General features: G+C 66.0%; 18 protein-coding genes and 1 tRNA gene. 5 read left to right on the forward strand and 14 right to left on the reverse strand.

The window, feature by feature from the left end; all coding sequences use genetic code 11:
• Window positions 1-25 precede the first annotated feature (25 nt).
• Together ARC23_RS09245 and ARC23_RS09250 are read right to left on the reverse strand one after the other, a co-directional pair.
• Window positions 26-964 carry an alpha/beta hydrolase gene (locus ARC23_RS09245; protein ID WP_057496966.1) on the reverse strand — a complete coding sequence of 313 codons (939 nt, stop codon included), beginning with the start codon at window positions 962-964 and terminating at the stop codon, window positions 26-28.
• Between the two features lie 82 nt (window positions 965-1,046).
• Window positions 1,047-1,898 carry an alpha/beta hydrolase gene (locus tag ARC23_RS09250; RefSeq protein ID WP_057496967.1) on the reverse strand — a complete coding sequence of 284 codons (852 nt, stop codon included), beginning with the start codon at window positions 1,896-1,898 and terminating at the stop codon, window positions 1,047-1,049.
• Between the two features lie 836 nt (window positions 1,899-2,734).
• On the opposite strand from ARC23_RS09250, the gene ARC23_RS09255 reads away from it, so the two are divergent.
• The 3 genes from ARC23_RS09255 to ARC23_RS20775 all read left to right on the forward strand — a co-directional run bounded on the left by ARC23_RS09255 (window position 2,735) and on the right by ARC23_RS20775 (window position 3,872).
• On the forward strand, window positions 2,735-3,091 hold the full coding sequence (locus ARC23_RS09255) for a hypothetical protein (protein WP_049413338.1): 357 nt from the start codon (window positions 2,735-2,737) through the stop codon (window positions 3,089-3,091).
• An 83-nt stretch (window positions 3,092-3,174) separates the two neighbouring features.
• Window positions 3,175-3,504, forward strand: coding sequence for a hypothetical protein (locus ARC23_RS09260; RefSeq protein WP_057496968.1), 330 nt, complete (start codon window positions 3,175-3,177; stop codon window positions 3,502-3,504).
• 83 nt (window positions 3,505-3,587) lie between these two features.
• On the forward strand, window positions 3,588-3,872 hold the full coding sequence (locus tag ARC23_RS20775; RefSeq protein WP_152985239.1) for a hypothetical protein: 285 nt from the start codon (window positions 3,588-3,590) through the stop codon (window positions 3,870-3,872).
• 26 nt (window positions 3,873-3,898) lie between these two features.
• Here ARC23_RS20775 and ARC23_RS09265 read toward each other — a convergent pair whose 3' ends face one another.
• Window positions 3,899-4,843, reverse strand: coding sequence for an aromatic alcohol reductase (locus tag ARC23_RS09265; RefSeq protein ID WP_057496969.1), 945 nt, complete (start codon window positions 4,841-4,843; stop codon window positions 3,899-3,901).
• Window positions 4,844-4,985: 142 nt separating this feature from the next.
• On the opposite strand from ARC23_RS09265, the gene ARC23_RS09270 reads away from it, so the two are divergent.
• Entirely contained in the window at window positions 4,986-5,342 is a 357-nt protein-coding gene (locus tag ARC23_RS09270) for a winged helix-turn-helix transcriptional regulator (protein ID WP_233614865.1), read from the forward strand.
• A 319-nt stretch (window positions 5,343-5,661) separates the two neighbouring features.
• On the opposite strand, the gene ARC23_RS09275 is transcribed toward ARC23_RS09270, so the two are convergent.
• Window positions 5,662-5,737 (reverse strand) — tRNA-Lys (locus ARC23_RS09275).
• 168 nt (window positions 5,738-5,905) lie between these two features.
• On the opposite strand from ARC23_RS09275, the gene ARC23_RS09280 reads away from it, so the two are divergent.
• A complete protein-coding gene (locus ARC23_RS09280; protein ID WP_057496970.1) occupies window positions 5,906-6,901 on the forward strand; it encodes a DUF2268 domain-containing putative Zn-dependent protease in 996 nt (331 codons plus the stop codon).
• A gap of 62 nt (window positions 6,902-6,963) precedes the next feature.
• On the opposite strand, the gene queC is transcribed toward ARC23_RS09280, so the two are convergent.
• The 10 genes from queC to ruvB all read right to left on the reverse strand — a co-directional run bounded on the left by queC (window position 6,964) and on the right by ruvB (window position 15,180).
• On the reverse strand, window positions 6,964-7,629 hold the full coding sequence (gene queC / locus ARC23_RS09285; protein ID WP_049465521.1) for a 7-cyano-7-deazaguanine synthase QueC: 666 nt from the start codon (window positions 7,627-7,629) through the stop codon (window positions 6,964-6,966).
• Between the two features lie 78 nt (window positions 7,630-7,707).
• Window positions 7,708-8,409 carry a 7-carboxy-7-deazaguanine synthase QueE gene (gene queE / locus ARC23_RS09290; protein WP_057496971.1) on the reverse strand — a complete coding sequence of 234 codons (702 nt, stop codon included), beginning with the start codon at window positions 8,407-8,409 and terminating at the stop codon, window positions 7,708-7,710.
• Between the two features lie 109 nt (window positions 8,410-8,518).
• Window positions 8,519-9,337 carry a tol-pal system protein YbgF gene (ybgF, locus tag ARC23_RS09295; RefSeq protein WP_057496972.1) on the reverse strand — a complete coding sequence of 273 codons (819 nt, stop codon included), beginning with the start codon at window positions 9,335-9,337 and terminating at the stop codon, window positions 8,519-8,521.
• Between the two features lie 3 nt (window positions 9,338-9,340).
• On the reverse strand, window positions 9,341-9,859 hold the full coding sequence (pal, locus tag ARC23_RS09300) for a peptidoglycan-associated lipoprotein Pal (protein ID WP_006386160.1): 519 nt from the start codon (window positions 9,857-9,859) through the stop codon (window positions 9,341-9,343).
• A 64-nt stretch (window positions 9,860-9,923) separates the two neighbouring features.
• Window positions 9,924-11,243, reverse strand: coding sequence for a Tol-Pal system beta propeller repeat protein TolB (gene tolB / locus ARC23_RS09305; protein WP_057496973.1), 1,320 nt, complete (start codon window positions 11,241-11,243; stop codon window positions 9,924-9,926).
• 187 nt (window positions 11,244-11,430) lie between these two features.
• On the reverse strand, window positions 11,431-12,486 hold the full coding sequence (tolA, locus tag ARC23_RS09310) for a cell envelope integrity protein TolA (RefSeq protein ID WP_057496974.1): 1,056 nt from the start codon (window positions 12,484-12,486) through the stop codon (window positions 11,431-11,433).
• The gene (gene tolR / locus ARC23_RS09315) at window positions 12,476-12,904 is read right to left on the reverse strand and encodes a protein TolR (protein ID WP_006438804.1); all 429 of its coding nucleotides are present in this window, start codon (window positions 12,902-12,904) and stop codon (window positions 12,476-12,478) included. Before tolR ends, tolA begins: the two co-directional genes overlap by 11 nt.
• 24 nt (window positions 12,905-12,928) lie before the next feature.
• The gene (gene tolQ, locus ARC23_RS09320; RefSeq protein ID WP_006438802.1) at window positions 12,929-13,708 is read right to left on the reverse strand and encodes a protein TolQ; all 780 of its coding nucleotides are present in this window, start codon (window positions 13,706-13,708) and stop codon (window positions 12,929-12,931) included.
• 10 nt (window positions 13,709-13,718) lie between these two features.
• Window positions 13,719-14,150, reverse strand: coding sequence for a tol-pal system-associated acyl-CoA thioesterase (ybgC, locus tag ARC23_RS09325; protein ID WP_057496975.1), 432 nt, complete (start codon window positions 14,148-14,150; stop codon window positions 13,719-13,721).
• Complete coding sequence (ruvB, locus tag ARC23_RS09330) at window positions 14,140-15,180, reverse strand: Holliday junction branch migration DNA helicase RuvB (protein WP_014038223.1); 1,041 nt, start codon at window positions 15,178-15,180, stop codon at window positions 14,140-14,142. Before ruvB ends, ybgC begins: the two co-directional genes overlap by 11 nt.
• Window positions 15,181-15,330 lie beyond the last annotated feature (150 nt).

Below are 15,330 nucleotides of genomic sequence, written 5' to 3' on the forward strand. Positions count from 1 at the left end.
TCGTCGGCGTGGATTGAACGGGCCATCAGCCGCCGGTATACGGGCCCTCGCCCGGCATCACGTCCAGCAGCGCACGGGTGATCACCCGCGGGTAGACGGTCAGGTGGTCCTCACCGTCGATCACTACGTTGTCCACCTTCAACTTGCGGCCACTGCGCTCAAGCTGTGCAGTGAAGTCGGCAGTCTGCCGCAGCATGTCGTTCCCGGTTGAGTAACGCGGCCCTGGCTTGTCCGTCTCGTAGCTTCCCACCGACAGCAGCACCCGCGTCGGCTGCGCCGGAATCACAGCGGCATCCTGCATACGCGGCAACAGCAGCTGGTCGAACCACAGCGACGGGCTGGACAGGATGTAGGTGCTGAACATGTCCGGCTGGGTCGTCAGCACGTAGGCCCCGAACAAAGCGCCATAGGAATGGCCGGCGAACATGCGGCGGGCGGGATCGGTGCGGTAGCGCGCATCGACCATCGGCAGCACCTGCGCTGCCAGGAAATCGCGGTAGTGCGCAGCACCGCCGTAGGTGACGTCATCGCTGTAGTAGCCATCGACCGTACGCGCTGGATTGCTGGGCGTGTAATCGCGCGAGCGGCTCTGCCTGGAGGTCAGGCCCTCCTGCGGCGGCAGCCCGACCAGGATGAAGTTCTCGATGTTGACGCCCTGCTGCCCCACCAGGTTGCGCACGCTGCGCACCAGCGGGAAGCTGTACAACGCATCGGTTACATACAGCACCGGATAGTGCTTTTCCGGATGTTCGGCGTAGTCGGCCGGCAGCGCCACCCAGATCGGGTAATCGCGCCCCACCGGGTCATGCACGCGCAGCGCTTCGGTATCCGGCAGCACCACGCCCGACGCGGCCCTGGGCGCGTCGCCCTTCGCTTCAGGCTGCGTTGCCGGCGGCGCCACCGACATCGCACAGCCACTCACGGCCAGGCAGGCCGCCATACTCCATCCACGCACACGCTGCATCCACACGCTCCCATTGCGGGCGGCGCACCGGATGGCGCCGCTGCCGCATCCTTGCATGCTGTGCACGCCGCTGCCAGTGCGGTCAGGGCGAGGCCGGCGGCGGCGCCGGGAACAGCGTGCGCAGCGCCTGCAATGCGGCCGGGTGATAGATCGTGGCGTGGGTTTCCTCCGGCAACGGCAGGTACTTCACCAGCGGCGACGGCGACGCCTGTTGCAGCAGCGTGGCCAACTGCGCGGCGGACGCAGCCAGCTCTGGCTGCCCACTGCTGGCCAGGAACACGCGCGGCTGCGCACGCGTCACCGCCGGCAGCTGCTTGGCCGCAGTACCCAGCATCGTGCCCCGGTTCCACCACAGGCTGGGGTCCAGCGCGATGTAGCTGTTGAACAGCGTCGGCTCCTGCAGCAGCGTTTCGACCACGAACAGGCCGGCCAGCGACTCGCCGATCAACGCGCGCTCGTCGGTGGTCGGGTAGCGCTGGCGCACCTGCGGCATCAGCTCATCGCGCAGGAACGTGCGGTAGGCCGCCGAGCCACCGATGCGCGGCGCGATCTTCTGGTCCTGCGGGTCCTTGCTGGGGCCGGTCATGTCGCGGCGGCGCTCGGTGTTCTCGATGCCGACCAGCAGGAACGGACGCATGCTGCCGTTGCCGGTCAGCACCTGCACCAGCCCAGCCACATGCAGGAAGTCCTCGCCGATGCCGCCGTCGGGCATGTAGAGCACCGGCAGCGGCGTTTTCGGGTCCAGGCCCCACGGCTGCGGGCGGTAGACATTGATGCGGCGGGTCTCGCCCAGCGCCTTCGATTCGAGGGTGAAGGTTTCGCCGATCGCCAGCGGGTTCGCCGGCGATGCCTGTGCGGATGGTGCCGGTTCGACGGCCATCAGCGGCGCGACGGAGATGGCGGACAACAACAGCGACAGCATGATCAAGCGCATGGGATAGCCCCTCCCGGGAAAGAGGCCGAGCATAGCGCCCAGCCCCGGGTGTTGGCGGCTTCGGCACGCTCAACATCCCTGCCAGATGCGTAGATCCACGCCATGCGTGGATGGATCACGGTAGAGCCGAGCCCACGCTCGGCTCAGCCGATTACGCAAACCGCAGCCGAGCATGGCTCGGCTCTACAACACCTCCGCTGTCGCAGATGCGTGGACGGATCACTGTAGAGCCGAGCCCACGCTCGGCTCGGCCGATTACGCAAACCGCAGCCGAGCATGGCTCGGCTCTACAACACCCCGGCCGTCGCAGATGCACTGATTTTTGAGGGCGCAACCCGCTGTTCCGTGCCACCACGGCTGGCGAATGTGACGCCTACTTTCAACGTGCCACATCACGGGAAACTCACCGCTACCGGCAGGTACCGACATTTTCCAACGCGATTAGCCAAGCGCCTGAGCACATGCGTCGCGCCCTGTCGCTTGCTGCGTTGGCGCGGCCTGCGCCACCATCGTCGCGCGCCTGGGTACTGCATCGTTCTTCGGAAAATCCTCATTGAGGTCCAGGCGCAGGCGTAGACACCATGCCGCGCCACCGACAACGGGTGGCAGCGGGCCTGCAAGCCCGTGATGACTGTAAGCATGTTGTTTGCGCTCACCCGTCGGCACTGTCTCTGGACCATGCCGGCGGGTGATCCGTCGGCCTTCATGGCGGGCGCTGCGTGGGGGTCTTCGGACCCGCCGGTTAACTGCTTACTGTCATTCCGGCTTGCAGCCACGCATCGCCCGCCACCCGTCCTGCGCGGTGGCACGCCCACTCCAGAGCCGAGGAAGCCGAGATGGCCAACCGTCCGCCCTATGCTTCATACACCGCCAGCACCCACGATGACGACGACAACCCTTCGCCCGAACTGAGCACGTTTCTGGGCTGCCTCAAGCGCATCCGCGCGGGCGAAGGCGCCGATGGCCTGCCCTGGCCTGAAACCAGCGTTTCCATCGGACGCGGGGTTGCCCTGTCGCGGGTGGAACGGGCCGCCATCGGCATGCTGACCGTGGCAGAAATGCTGCACGCCGCGGACCGCTGCCGGGCAATGGCCACGCCCGACCGGCATCTGGATGCCGGCGTGGTTGAAGGGCTGTTCTTCGCCTGCCGCAGCCTGGCCGAGCTGGTGTGCCGGGATGTGCGGCCGGAGTAGCATCACCCTGTGCCGCGAACCGGGCCATACTGGGGCCGGACCGGCCGGCACCGGGTCCCATCGAAACCTACAAGGAGGTTTGCATGTTGAATGTCGTGATCGTTGCCGCGCTGGCTGCTGGCCCGGCTGCGTCCGTACCGTATGCCGATTGCCTGCTGGGCAATATCCAGCCCGGGCTGTCCGATCATGCTGTGCAACTGATACAGCAGGCGTGTGCGGCGAAGCATCCAGACAGTTTCCTTGCCTCGCTGGAACTGGAACGCACCTACAGCGCCCAGCGGCAGGCGCGGTTCGATGCGGATCGTGCGACAGCGGAACGCTCTGCGAATGCTGCCGCCAACGCCGCAGCGGTCGCCGCGCAGGCAGCCGCCGAACGCGAGGCGGCGCGGGCGCGCGGCGCCAAGGCGAAATAGGCATTTTGCGGGCAACAACACAAAAGGCACCGCTGAGCGGTGCCTTTTTGAATGACTTGAGTCATTGACCGCAATGGTGGGCCGTGAAGGATTCGAACCTTCGAGCAGAAGATCAAAAGAAGGCTTGCGACTCCTTTGAAAACAACCGGGTGCGCCGCTCTATTTTTCCGCCCATCGAGCGTGGAACCATTGCAGGTCCTAAGCTCACTCGACAATTTTTCCGGCGTCTCAAGCGATATGCACGCGATCCACGACCAAGACTCCACCGTTTGACGCCGGTTGCCGAGCCGTTGGCGAACTGGTGTGCCGCGACGTACAACCATCCTGAGCGTGCGGTCGGGAACGGCAATGAGAAAGGCGCCCAGTAGGCGCCTCCTCACAATCCAGCGGCAAATCAGGAGCGCTGCACGTTGGAATCCAGCCACGCCTGCACGCCCTGCAGCTCGGCCCCGACCTTCGCATTGAAGGTTCGCTCCACATCCCACGCAACGCCCCTCCCTTGGGCAAAGGCCGCGCGATACTTCTTTATCATGTTGCCCGGGTCGTTAGCCAGTTCCTGCATGAGCTGGGGTACACCCCAGATCGTCAGCTCGAAAGGTTCGCCGAACGCCTTCTGCAGAATGTCCGGAAGGTCGCCGTAGCGGATGGTGTCACCTGCCAGATACACGATCTCGTTGCGGATCGCAGGTGTGTGGAACACGATGCGCGCTGTCATTGCGCCGATATCATCCGGCGTGGTCAAGGTGACAGCGTTGCTCGCCGAGCCCAGGGCGTTCACTTTATGCCCAATCAGGTCGACCACGCCGAAGTCGGGCTCGAAGAGGTAGCTGGTGAACATCCCAGTGGAGATGATCACCCAATCCATCGCAGTCTGCGAACGCAGATACTCGCGCACGTCCAGCTGGGCGTCGAACAGATCCTGGGGGCCACCGCGCCCAATGGCATCGAAATCGACACCGAACTGCCAAGGGAAGTAGCGGGGAATACCAGACTTCACCGCCGCACGCGCAACCTTCATTGGCGTATCGCGGCCTGCGGCATAGCCGGTGCACCCAATCACTGTGTCGAACTGCGCGAAGGTAGCCGCCAACGCTTCTACTGATTCAGTTACCAGATCCCCAGCAACGATATTCACCCCCAAGGCGCGGATTTCATCGACCACCCGCTGCTTCTCCGGCAGTGCTGAGTCGATCGACGTCGCCCGTAGCATCACACTGATCCGTGTGCCTGGATGACTTACGGCCAAACGTGCAAGGTTCCGGATGACAGGCATTCCAAGCTCGCCTGCGCCGAGCACCAGGATCGCCCGAGAGGGAGGAATGCTGATATGAGATGACATGGACATCGCCTTGTGTGTGTACGATGGCGGCGATTCTGCTCGCCTAATGGCCCACACGTAAGAAGGCACATCGATGATACCGACCGCACCGTTCATGAGTCCGGAAGAACTCCTAAGGCACTCTCAAGCCATATGCGACGGGATGAGCGAGGACGAAGATGGACTGCGCCGGGAGGTTCTAGCGCACGCTGGTAGCCGCTGGTCCCTAGGTATCATCCATGCGCTTGGCGTGTATGGAACGCTGCGTCATGCCGAGGTCGCGCGACGGATGAAGGGGATCACCCAGCGCATGCTTACGCGCACCCTCCGGCAATTGGAACGTGACGGGTTGATCAGCCGGCAGGATTTCCGCGAAGTACCGCCACATGTGGAGTACAGCATCACAGCGCTGGGCAAGGACCTTCTTGTACTGATGATTCCCATGTGGACATGGGTAGTGGCTCATGCGGAGGAATTCCGCCAATGTCGGCAGAATTTTGATTCTTCAGACGGGAAATGAAGATATGGGCCAGCAGCGGCGCAGGCAGGTAGCTTCACCCACTGGGGGGATGCTCCATCGCGTCATCACCGAGGTATTCGCGTCGGTCACATCCGACGCCAAGCGTTTGGCCTTGTGTGGGCTATAACATCGGGGCGTCACCGAAGGCACCGCAAGAACGCATGTGGTCACGTCATCGAAGAGATGCGACAGCGATACGACCACGAACCGCCGGTGGTTCAACCGCCTCATAAGCTGCACGTGCTCGAGCGTGGAACCACTTAATTTTTCCGGAAATATGAAAAAGGCGCCGCAAGGGCGCCTAAGTCATTGATGCAATTGGTGGGCCGTGAAGGATTCGAACCTTCGACCAAAAGATTAAAAGTCTTCTGCTCTACCGACTGAGCTAACGGCCCATTGCACTGCCCCAGCCTTTCGGCGGGGTGGGCATTCTACCCTACTTTGGCCGGTCGCGTGAAACCCCGGTGTGTCGAGGTTGCCGGCCAGCGGCCGGCACTACCTTCGGGCTTAAACCTTTCGGGCCACTGGCGCATCCCATCTGTGATCCTTCCCCGGAGCCATGGATGCGCCTGATCGCCAGCCTGCTTGCCGCCCTGCTGCCCTGCTCAGCCCTGGCCGCCCCGCCCCAGGTCGTCACCGACGATATCACCCGCTTCTGGGCCACCTACGACGCGGTGCGCGCCGAGCCCGATGGCGAACGCCGGGTGGCGCTGGTCCAGCAGCGCTACATCGATCCGGGCAGCCCCGGCCTGCATGCGCTGATGCAGGTGCGCCACTACACTGCCCGCGAATACGCCGAGGCCATGTGGGCCTGGCCACGCTTCTGGACCTCGGTGCGGCCGCTCAGCGCCAACGCGCAGCAGGCCAGCGCCACGCTGGAGCGCGACCTGGTCGCGTTCCGTTCGCTCTACCCTGCCCTGCGCCCGGCCACCATCACCTATTCGGTGGGCGTGCTGCGCACAGGCGGCACCACACTGGGCAACAAGGTATTGATCGGTGCGGAGATGGCGCTGGGTGATGAGCGAGTGGATGTAAGCGAGCTTCCGGAGCCGATGCGCAGCCGGCTGCGGATCTTCTACGACAGCCGGCCGGGTGCGAACAACGCGCAGAACAACCTGCACGAGTACGTGCACACGCAGCAGCGCGAGACCACCGGCAGTCTGGCCCAGTACGCGGTGCGCGAAGGTGTGGCCGAGTTTGTGGCCGAGCGGCTGAGCGGGCGTCGGCCGGCGTTACCGCTGTACACCTACGGACCCGCGCACGAGGCGGAAATCCGCGCGCGCTTCGTTGCCGAAATGGACGGCGAAGATCTGGACAACTGGTTGTACAACAGCGCCCGCAATCGGTTCGGGGTGAGTGACCTGGGGTACTACGCCGGGTATCGCATCGCGCAGGAGTACATGCGGCGGCAGAAGGATGAAAAGGCTGGGATCGCGCGGATGATCGAGTTGGACTATGCCGATCCGAAGGCGGTGCGGGCCTTCATCGAGGCGTCGGGGTGGTTGCCTGATGAGGCTGCCGGCCAGCGGCCGGCACTACCAGACTCCAGCCGCCGGTAGCGGCGGGAGAGAGTGCGAACCAACGGTTCGCACCCACCATTGGGGGCATCAGCCCCATCACCTCAGGCGTACAGCGTAGGGTCCGGCACGCCGGCTTCGGCGAAGCCCTGCGCGCGCAGGCGGCAGGCGTCGCAGTGGCCGCAGGCGGCGCCGTTGGCGTCGGCGTTGTAGCAGGACACGGTCAGGCCGAAGTCCACGCCCAGGCGCACGCCTTCGCTGACGATCTGGCCCTTGCTGAGGAACTGCAGCGGGGCATGCACCTTGATGCCGGCGCCTTCCACGCCCGACTTGGTGGCCAGGTTGGCCAGTGCTTCGAACGCGGCCACGAACTCGGGGCGGCAGTCCGGGTAGCCGGAGTAGTCCACCGCGTTGACGCCGCAGAAGATGTCGTTGGCGCCGAGCACTTCGGCCCAGCCCAGGGCCAGCGACAGCATGATGGTGTTGCGCGCCGGCACGTAGGTGACCGGGATGCCGGCACCGCCGGCCTCGGGCACGTCGATGTCGTCGGTCAGCGCCGAGCCGCCGATGCTGCGCAGGTCCACGTCCACGGTCTTGTGCGCGACCACGCCCTGGGCTTTGGCCACGCGGGCGGCGGCGTCCAGTTCGGAGGTGTGGCGCTGGCCATAGCGCACGCTCAGGGCATGCACGGCGAAGCCCTGTTCCTGGGCCAGGGCGATGACGGCGGCTGAATCCATGCCGCCGGAGAGAAGCACGACTGCCTTCTTCATGGGAAAAACATCCGGTTGGGAGGGGAAAGCCAGCACGCTGTCCCGCGCCGGAACTACATCAGGGAACGCTGCGCCGGCTCATCGGCCGGGCTCGTCATTCCACAGGATTTTATGCAACTGCATCTGGAAGCGCACCGGCAGCCGGTCTTCGACGATCCAGTCGGCCAACTGCCGCGCAGTGATCTCGCCCTTGCTGGGCGAAAAGAACACGGTGCAGCGCTTGACCAGATCATGCTCGGCCAGCAGGGCCTTGGCCCAGTCGTAGTCTTGCCGGCTGCAGATGACGAACTTGATCTGGTCACGCGCGGTCAGCAGCGGCAGGTTGTCCCAGCGGTTGCGCGCCACTTCGGCCGAACCCGGGGTCTTGATGTCGACCACGCGAGATACGCGCGGGTCCACCGCGCTGACGTCCAGTGCGCCGGAGGTCTCCAGCGAGACGTCCATGCCGGCGTCGCACAGCTTCTGCAGCAGCACCAGGCAGCGCTTCTGCGCCAGCGGCTCGCCGCCGGTCACGCAGACGTGGCGCACGCCCTGGGCCAGCACCTCGGCCACGATATCGTCGATATCCCACCAGGTGCCGCCGTGGAAGGCATAGGCGGTGTCGCAGTACTGGCAGCGCAGCGGGCAGCCGGTCAGGCGCACGAACACGGTCGGCCAGCCGGCGGTATCGGCTTCGCCCTGCAGCGAGGTGAAGATCTCGGTGATCTTCAGGCGCGGCAGCGGCGATTGCACGATGTCGCTGGGGGTGGCGACGGCGTTGGACGGGGTAACGGCGGTCATGGCAGGCAATTCTTCAGGGGCGGGCGACCGGTGTATCGGCGCCGGAAACGAAAGCAGCCGAGCATGGGCTCGGCTCTACGGGGTGCGCAGTGTACGCCCGGCAGGCAGGTCAGCGGATCTGCTTGCCCAGCCGGATCGACTGCAGGCGGTCCTGCGCGGTGCGCGCGGCGTCCGAGCCCGGGTACTGCGCCACGACGGTCTCCAGCGTCTGCTGGGCCTGGTCGACCTTGCCCTCGCCATACTGCGACAGGCCGATCTTGAGCAGGCCGCCGGCGGCCTTGTCGTGGGTCGGATAGCGCGAGAGCAGTTCACGGAACTGGGTCTCGGCCATCGGGAAATTGCGGGTGGCGTAGTAGCTCTCGCCCAGCCAGTACAGCGCGTTCGGCGCGTACACGCCGTTCGGGTACAACTCCAGGAAGCTCAGGAACAGCTGCGCCGAATCATCGTACCTGCCAGCCTTCAGGGAATCGAAGGCGACGTTGTAGGAGGTGCGCTCGTCACCGGTGGCAGCCAGGCTGCCGGCATCACCATGGACCGAAGGCGGCCGCTCGGAAGTGGCCGCCGCTGCGGGTTTCGCCGGGGCCGGAGCGGCCTTCGGCGCGCTCGCCGGAACGGGCGGCAGGGCCGGGGCGGCATTGCCCCCTTCCAACCGGTTCAGGCGGCTGTCCAGATCCAGGTACTGGTCCTGGGCGGACTGCTTGAGCTGGGCGTTGTCGTGCTGCAACTGCTCGATCGAGGCCTGCAGGCTGGTGACCTGCTGCCGCAGCTGGTTGATCTGGTTCAACAGGTCCTGATTGGCACTGTTGTTGTACATCTGCTGCTCGAGCGCGCCGACACGATCGGCCAGGCTCTGTCGCTGTGCATGCGCCGGTGCGGCAGCCACGAGGGCTGCCGCAACGACCAGCATCAATGTGATGCCAATGCGCATGGATTACTGCGCGGTGTAGACGATTTCGACGCGACGGTTCTGCGACCAGCAGGACTCGTTCGACTCGGTGCAGACCGGACGCTCTTCACCGTAGGACACGACGGTCAGCTGCGAAGCCGAGCCACCGTTGGCCTGCAGGGCCGAGTTGACGCCGTTGCCACGACGCTCGCCCAGGGCCTGGTTGTACGCGCGCGAACCGCGCTCGTCGGTGTGGCCCTGCAGGGTGATGCGCGAGGACGGACGGTCACGCAGGTACTTGGCGTGGCAAGCCATGATGGCCTGGAATTCCGGCTTCACGTCTTCCTTGTCCAGGTCGAAGTAGACAACGCGCTGGCGCAGGCAGGCGTCGGTGTCCAGGTCGCCCGGGCCGTACAGGCCGGAGGTCGACGGGCCGGTCGGGGTGGTGGTCGAGGTGCCGGTGTCGACCGGAGCCTGCGGCTCTTCCTTCACCTTCTTCGAGCAACCGGCCAGGACGGCCACAGACAGCAGGGAAACAAGCAGAACGCGGGTGGACTTGTTCATGGCGATACCTTTGTGGCTCCTAGGCCGATGAGGGGTTCAAGACAGCGAAAATATTAACACTCTTTTAGCGCTGGGTACGGTATGGGGACCATGCCGGCTCGCGCACATCACCATCGGCCAGGACCAGGCGCTGGCGAACCCGCGCATCGGCCGAAACGGCATACAACACACCACGGCCACCTTCGCGGGCGGCGTACAGCACCATGCTTGCGTTGGGCGCAAAGCTGGGCGATTCATCCAGCGAACCCGGCGACAGCGTGCTCCAGCGCGGCGAGCCCAGCGAGCTGTCCATCATCGCGATCTTGTAGCTGTTGCCCGAGCCCTGTGCCACGGCGATCTTCTTGCCGTCGTAGGACACCGAGGGCTTGGCGTTGTAGTTGCCCTGGAAGGTCACGCGCTCGGCGCTGCCGCCGCCGGCACCGACCTTGTAGACCTGCGGACGGCCGCCGCGGTCGGAGGTGAAGTACACCGCGCTGCCGTCCGGCGCCCAGGTCGGCTCGGTATCGATGGCGAAGTGGTTGGTCAGCTGGGTCAGCTGCTTGCTGCCCAGGTCCATCACGTAGATTTCCGGGTTGCCCGAACGCGACAGGGTCAGGGCCAGCTTGCGGCCGTCCGGCGAGAACGCCGGGGCGCTGTTGATGCCGCGGAAGCTGGTGACCAGCTCACGCGCGCCGGTGGCGATGTTCTGGATGTAGATGGCCGAATTGCCACGCTCGAAGCTGACATAGGCCAGCTTGCCGCCATCCGGGCTCCACGACGGCGACAGCAGCGGCTCGGCCGAACGCACGATGGTCTGCGGGTTGTAGCCGTCGGAGTCGGCCACCATCAGCGCATAGCGCATGGCGTCGCCCTTGCCACTGGCGGTCACGTAGGCGATGCGGGTCCAGAAGGCGCCGCGGATGCCGGTGATCTTTTCGTAGATGGCATCGGCCATCTGGTGGGCGACATCGCGCATGGCGTTGCCACGGGCGGTCATCGCCAGGCCCAGCAGGCGCTCGCCCTTGGGCACGTCGAACAGTTCGTACTCGACGCGGTAGGCACCGGCACCGGCGTCGAGCACGCGGCCGACCACGATGTAGTTCTGCTTCAGCGCGCGCCAGGTGGCGAACTGGATGTCACCGCCGCGCACCGGCTTTTCGACGATCTGCGCTTCCGGCAGCGTGCGGAACTGGCCGGAGCGCTCCAGGTCGGCGCGGACCACGCCGGCGACGTCGGTCTGCGGTGCAGCCGCCGAACCCTGGTAGGGCATCGGCACGATGGTGATCGGCAGCGCGGAGGCATTGCCGCCGATGATGTCGATATCCAGCCCCTTCTGCTGCGCGACGGCAGCAAAGGGCAGCAACAGGGCCGCAAACACGGCAAGCCAGCGAGGCATCTTTTTCATGGAGCGCTCAATAGGGGGAAACCGGAACGAGGGATAACAAAGCGGAAGTGAACCGCTTCGCAATCATGAACCAAGGGTACGTGAATTCCGGGTCAGTTCCAGCCCGGGCTCTCACGCACCGTTAACGTCGTGGCCACCTTGGGGGCGGCCTGGGCAATGGGCGACCGGGCGGCCGCCCTGCCCCGCCTCAGCGATCCTGGGCGGTAAAGGTGAAGTTGAGCGTGCGCGCGAACACCGACTCGAACCCGCGGTACGGCAGCGGCTGCGCATTGAGCACGGCGGCCTCGATCGAACGCCGGCCGGCCTCGTCGTACGGGCAGTTCGGGCTGACCTTGGCCTGCATCACCGTGCCCCCCGGAATCTGGGTGATGGTGATGGCGCAGCGCTGGCCCAGTGGCACCGTATCCGGGCGCACCCACTGCGAGAGCACCTTGGCCTGGATCGCGGCGGCGTACTTGGCCGACAGATCGTCGCTGTTGCCACCGCCACCGGCCGCCGGCTGGGACGCGCCGCTGGCGCCGGCAGCGGCGGTACCGGCCGCATTGCGCGCGGCGGCGACCTGGCGCAGCTTCTGCTCGGCCAGCTTGGCCTCCTTCTCGGCCTGCTCGCGGCGGGCACGGATCTCGGCGATCTTCTTCTGCTTCTCGGCCTCGGCCTTGTCAGCGGCCACGCGCTCCTGCTCGGCCTGCTTCTTCTTCTCGTCCGCTTCCTGCTGCTTGGCCAGGCGCAGCTTCTGCTCGGCTTCTTCCTGGCGCTTGCGTTCGGTCAGGTCGATCTGTTCCTGGCGGCGCTTGGCTTCCTGTTCCTGCTTGGCCTTCTCCTGGGAGATGGCCAGCGCACTCACCGCTTCCTGGTCCTTGGTATCCGGCTGCGCGACACGCTCCTGCGCCTGTTGCTGCTGCGGCGTGGGGGCGTCCTGCGGGCGCGGTTCCGGGATCGGCTGCGGCGGCGGAATGGTGTCCTCCGGCACAGGGATGGGCTCGGCCACCGGCGGCGGCAGGTCTTCCAGCTTTTCCGACTGGCGCAGGGCCTGGCGCGCAGCGGAGGCCTCCGACGCAGACAGCGCCAGGCTGGCCTCGACCGACGGATCACCGGCGGCGGCGTCGGTGTTGCGCTCGGGCGACCAGAACCAGGCCACGATGAAGACCAGCGCGACCAGCAGATGCACCAGCACCGCCAGCGCCAGGGGCAGGCCCCAGCCGGGTTCGCGCTGATGCGGAGGTGGCAGGGCGTCAGCGTGCATCGGTGGCCAGGCCTACCTTGTCTACCTTGGCGCGCTTGATCACATCCATCGCGGCGATGACCTTCTCATAGGCCACGGCGCGGTCGGCGGCGACGATCACGCGCACGCCCTTGTCCTGGGCGGCGATGCCGGCCAGGCGGCCTTCCAGCTCTTCGGCCGACACCGCGGCCGGTTCCTTGGCGTCGGGCAGCTTCAGGCTGAGCTGGCCGTCCTGGCGCACCGAGACGATCACCGGGTCCTGCTTGCTCTCCAGCGCCTTGGCGTTGGACTGCGGCAGATCGACGTCGAAGCTCAGGGTGAGCAGCGGCGCGGTGACCATGAAGATGATCAGCAGCACCAGCATGACGTCGATGTAGGGAACGACGTTGATTTCGGATTTCAGCTTGCGGCGCTTGCGGCGACCGATGGCAGCGGACATGGCTTGGACTCCCGGGTCAGGCGCTTACTCGTCGCCAGCGCTCTGGCGCTGCAGGATGGAGCTGAATTCTTCGGCGAAGGTCTCGAACCGCACCGACATGCGCTCGACGCGGGTGGTGAACCGGTTGTAGGCCCACACCGCCGGGATCGCCACGAACAGGCCGATGGCGGTGGCAAAGAGTGCTTCGGAGATGCCCGGCGCGACCGCGGCGATGCCGGCCTGCGCACCGCTGCTGATCATGTCGTGCATGGTCACCATGATGCCGAACACGGTACCGACCAGGCCCACGTATGGAGCGGTCGAGCCGATGTTGGCCAGCAGTTCGAGATTGCGCTCGAGCTGGTCCACTTCGCGGGTGTAGGTGGTGCGCATGGCACGCTGCGCGCCTTCCAGCTGCGCGCGGCCATCCAGCCGGCGCTTGTCGCGCAGGCGGGTGTACTCGCGGAAGCCGGCTTCGAAGATCGCCTCCAGGCCGCCCACGTTGCGGCTGCGGTCGGTGGCCGAGCTGTACAGCTTGCCCAGGTCGGCACCGGACCAGAAACGGTTCTCGAACTCGTCGGCTTCACGGGTGGCCTGCTTGAACACGCGGGCCTTGCGGAAAATGATCACCCAGCTGACGAACGAGCCGACCAGCAGCAGCAGCACGATGATCTTCACCGGCAGGCTGGCCTTGGCCATCAGTTCGAGGTAGTTGATGCCGCCGCCGGTGGTGGCCTGGGCAAGGGTCTGGGTCGCGGCGTTGCTGACATCGGCCGGCAGTGCCTCGGTGACCGTGGCCTGCAGGGCCAGGAGCGTTGCGATCATCCGTTGTTCCTCAAAGTTCGGATTCGGGGTGGAGGTGGGGTTGCAGCACGGCAAGGACGGATTCGTCCATGCCACGCGGGCGGAAACTGGCCGCTTCCAGTGCGGCGATGCGGACCTGCGCGGACAGCAGCAGCTCGCCGTCGCGCAGGATCTGCTGGTTGAAGACCATGCTGGCCCTCTTCAGCTGGACCAGGGTGGCGCTCACCTGCAGGGTGTCATCCAGCCGTGCCGGCCTGATGAAATCCATCTGCATCGAGCGCACCGCGAACACCATGCCGTGCTCGCTGCGCATGCGCTCCTGGCCGTAGCCCAGCGCGCGCATCCATTCGGTCCGGGCCCGTTCCATGAAGGCCACGTAGCGGGCGTGGTAGACCACCCCGCCAGCGTCCGTATCTTCCCAGTAAATGCGTGTCGGCCAACTGAATCGCGGCTCAACCGACATCGGGAACCTCCGCAAACAGGTCCTGCGGCGGGTTCTTCGGCTTCAACCCCATGTGCCGGTAGGCCTTGTGGGTGGCCATGCGGCCGCGCGCGGTGCGCACCAGGAAGCCCTGCTGGATCAGGTAGGGCTCGACCACGTCTTCGAGCGTGCCGCGCTCTTCGGACAGCGCCGCGGCCAGCGATTCGATGCCGACCGGGCCACCGTCGAAGTAGTCCACCATCGTCTTGAGCAGGCGCCGGTCGAGCTCGTCGAAGCCTTCCGGGTCGACCTTGAGCATCTTCATCGCCGCCTGCGCCACGGCCTCATCGATGTGGCCACCGGCCTTGACCTGGGCGTAGTCGCGCACGCGGCGCAGCAGCCGGTTGGCGATACGCGGGGTGCCACGCGCGCGCCGCGCGATCTCGCCGGCGCCGTCGGCGGTGCAGTCGATGCCGAGGATGGTGGCCGAGCGGCGCACGATCCGGGTCAGCTCCTCGACGCTGTAGAACTCCAGGCGCTGGACGATGCCGAAGCGGTCGCGCAGCGGCGCGGTCAGCAGGCCGGCGCGGGTGGTGGCGCCGATCAGGGTGAACGGCGGCAGGTCGATCTTGATCGAGCGGGCTGCCGGGCCCTCGCCGATCATGATGTCGATCTGGAAGTCTTCCATCGCCGGGTACAGCACTTCCTCGACCACCGGCGACAGGCGGTGGATTTCATCCACGAACAGCACGTCATGCGGCTGCAGGTTGGTCAGCAGCGCAGCGAGGTCGCCGGCCTTCTCGATCACCGGGCCGGAGGTCACGCGCAGGGCCACGCCCAGTTCGTTGGCGATGACGTGGCTGAGGGTGGTCTTGCCCAGGCCGGGCGGGCCGAAGATCAGCACGTGGTCCAGCGCATCGCCACGCGCCTTGGCCGCTTCGATGTAGATCTCCAGCTGCTCGCGCACCGGGGCCTGGCCAAGGTAGTCGGCCAGGCGTTTGGGGCGGATGCTGGCGTCGGCGGCGTCATCCTCGCGGGTGGCGCCGGCGCCGATGATGCGGTCGTCGGTCATGTGCTGATTATGCGGCAAAAGCGCGGGTTCCGGCCGGGCTGCGCCCGGCACCCGCAGAGGCCACGGCAACGGCAACATCCAGAGCAACAGCCGAAGCGGGCTTCCTGGGGAATGGCGGGGTGGGTCCGCTTGCGGGGGACGCTGCAAGTA

The sequence above is a fragment of the Stenotrophomonas beteli genome, assembly GCF_001431665.1.
GTDB lineage: Bacteria > Pseudomonadota > Gammaproteobacteria > Xanthomonadales > Xanthomonadaceae > Stenotrophomonas > Stenotrophomonas beteli.

Bases quoted from the DNA above. Each gene is read 5' to 3' on its own strand.
- ARC23_RS09245 (WP_057496966.1), bottom strand. From the start codon at position 964: ATGCAGCGTGTGCGTGGATGGAGTATGGCGGCCTGCCTGGCCGTGAGT.
- ARC23_RS09250 (WP_057496967.1), bottom strand. From the start codon at position 1,898: ATGCGCTTGATCATGCTGTCGCTGTTGTTGTCCGCCATCTCCGTCGCG.
- ARC23_RS09255 (WP_049413338.1), top strand. From the start codon at position 2,735: ATGGCCAACCGTCCGCCCTATGCTTCATACACCGCCAGCACCCACGAT.
- ARC23_RS09260 (WP_057496968.1), top strand. From the start codon at position 3,175: ATGTTGAATGTCGTGATCGTTGCCGCGCTGGCTGCTGGCCCGGCTGCG.
- ARC23_RS09265 (WP_057496969.1), bottom strand. From the start codon at position 4,843: ATGTCATCTCATATCAGCATTCCTCCCTCTCGGGCGATCCTGGTGCTC.
- ARC23_RS09270 (WP_233614865.1), top strand. From the start codon at position 4,986: ATGAGCGAGGACGAAGATGGACTGCGCCGGGAGGTTCTAGCGCACGCT.
- ARC23_RS09280 (WP_057496970.1), top strand. From the start codon at position 5,906: ATGCGCCTGATCGCCAGCCTGCTTGCCGCCCTGCTGCCCTGCTCAGCC.
- queC (WP_049465521.1), bottom strand. From the start codon at position 7,629: ATGAAGAAGGCAGTCGTGCTTCTCTCCGGCGGCATGGATTCAGCCGCC.
- queE (WP_057496971.1), bottom strand. From the start codon at position 8,409: ATGACCGCCGTTACCCCGTCCAACGCCGTCGCCACCCCCAGCGACATC.
- ybgF (WP_057496972.1), bottom strand. From the start codon at position 9,337: ATGCGCATTGGCATCACATTGATGCTGGTCGTTGCGGCAGCCCTCGTG.
- pal (WP_006386160.1), bottom strand. From the start codon at position 9,859: ATGAACAAGTCCACCCGCGTTCTGCTTGTTTCCCTGCTGTCTGTGGCC.
- tolB (WP_057496973.1), bottom strand. From the start codon at position 11,243: ATGAAAAAGATGCCTCGCTGGCTTGCCGTGTTTGCGGCCCTGTTGCTG.
- tolA (WP_057496974.1), bottom strand. From the start codon at position 12,486: ATGCACGCTGACGCCCTGCCACCTCCGCATCAGCGCGAACCCGGCTGG.
- tolR (WP_006438804.1), bottom strand. From the start codon at position 12,904: ATGTCCGCTGCCATCGGTCGCCGCAAGCGCCGCAAGCTGAAATCCGAA.
- tolQ (WP_006438802.1), bottom strand. From the start codon at position 13,708: ATGATCGCAACGCTCCTGGCCCTGCAGGCCACGGTCACCGAGGCACTG.
- ybgC (WP_057496975.1), bottom strand. From the start codon at position 14,150: ATGTCGGTTGAGCCGCGATTCAGTTGGCCGACACGCATTTACTGGGAA.
- ruvB (WP_014038223.1), bottom strand. From the start codon at position 15,180: ATGACCGACGACCGCATCATCGGCGCCGGCGCCACCCGCGAGGATGAC.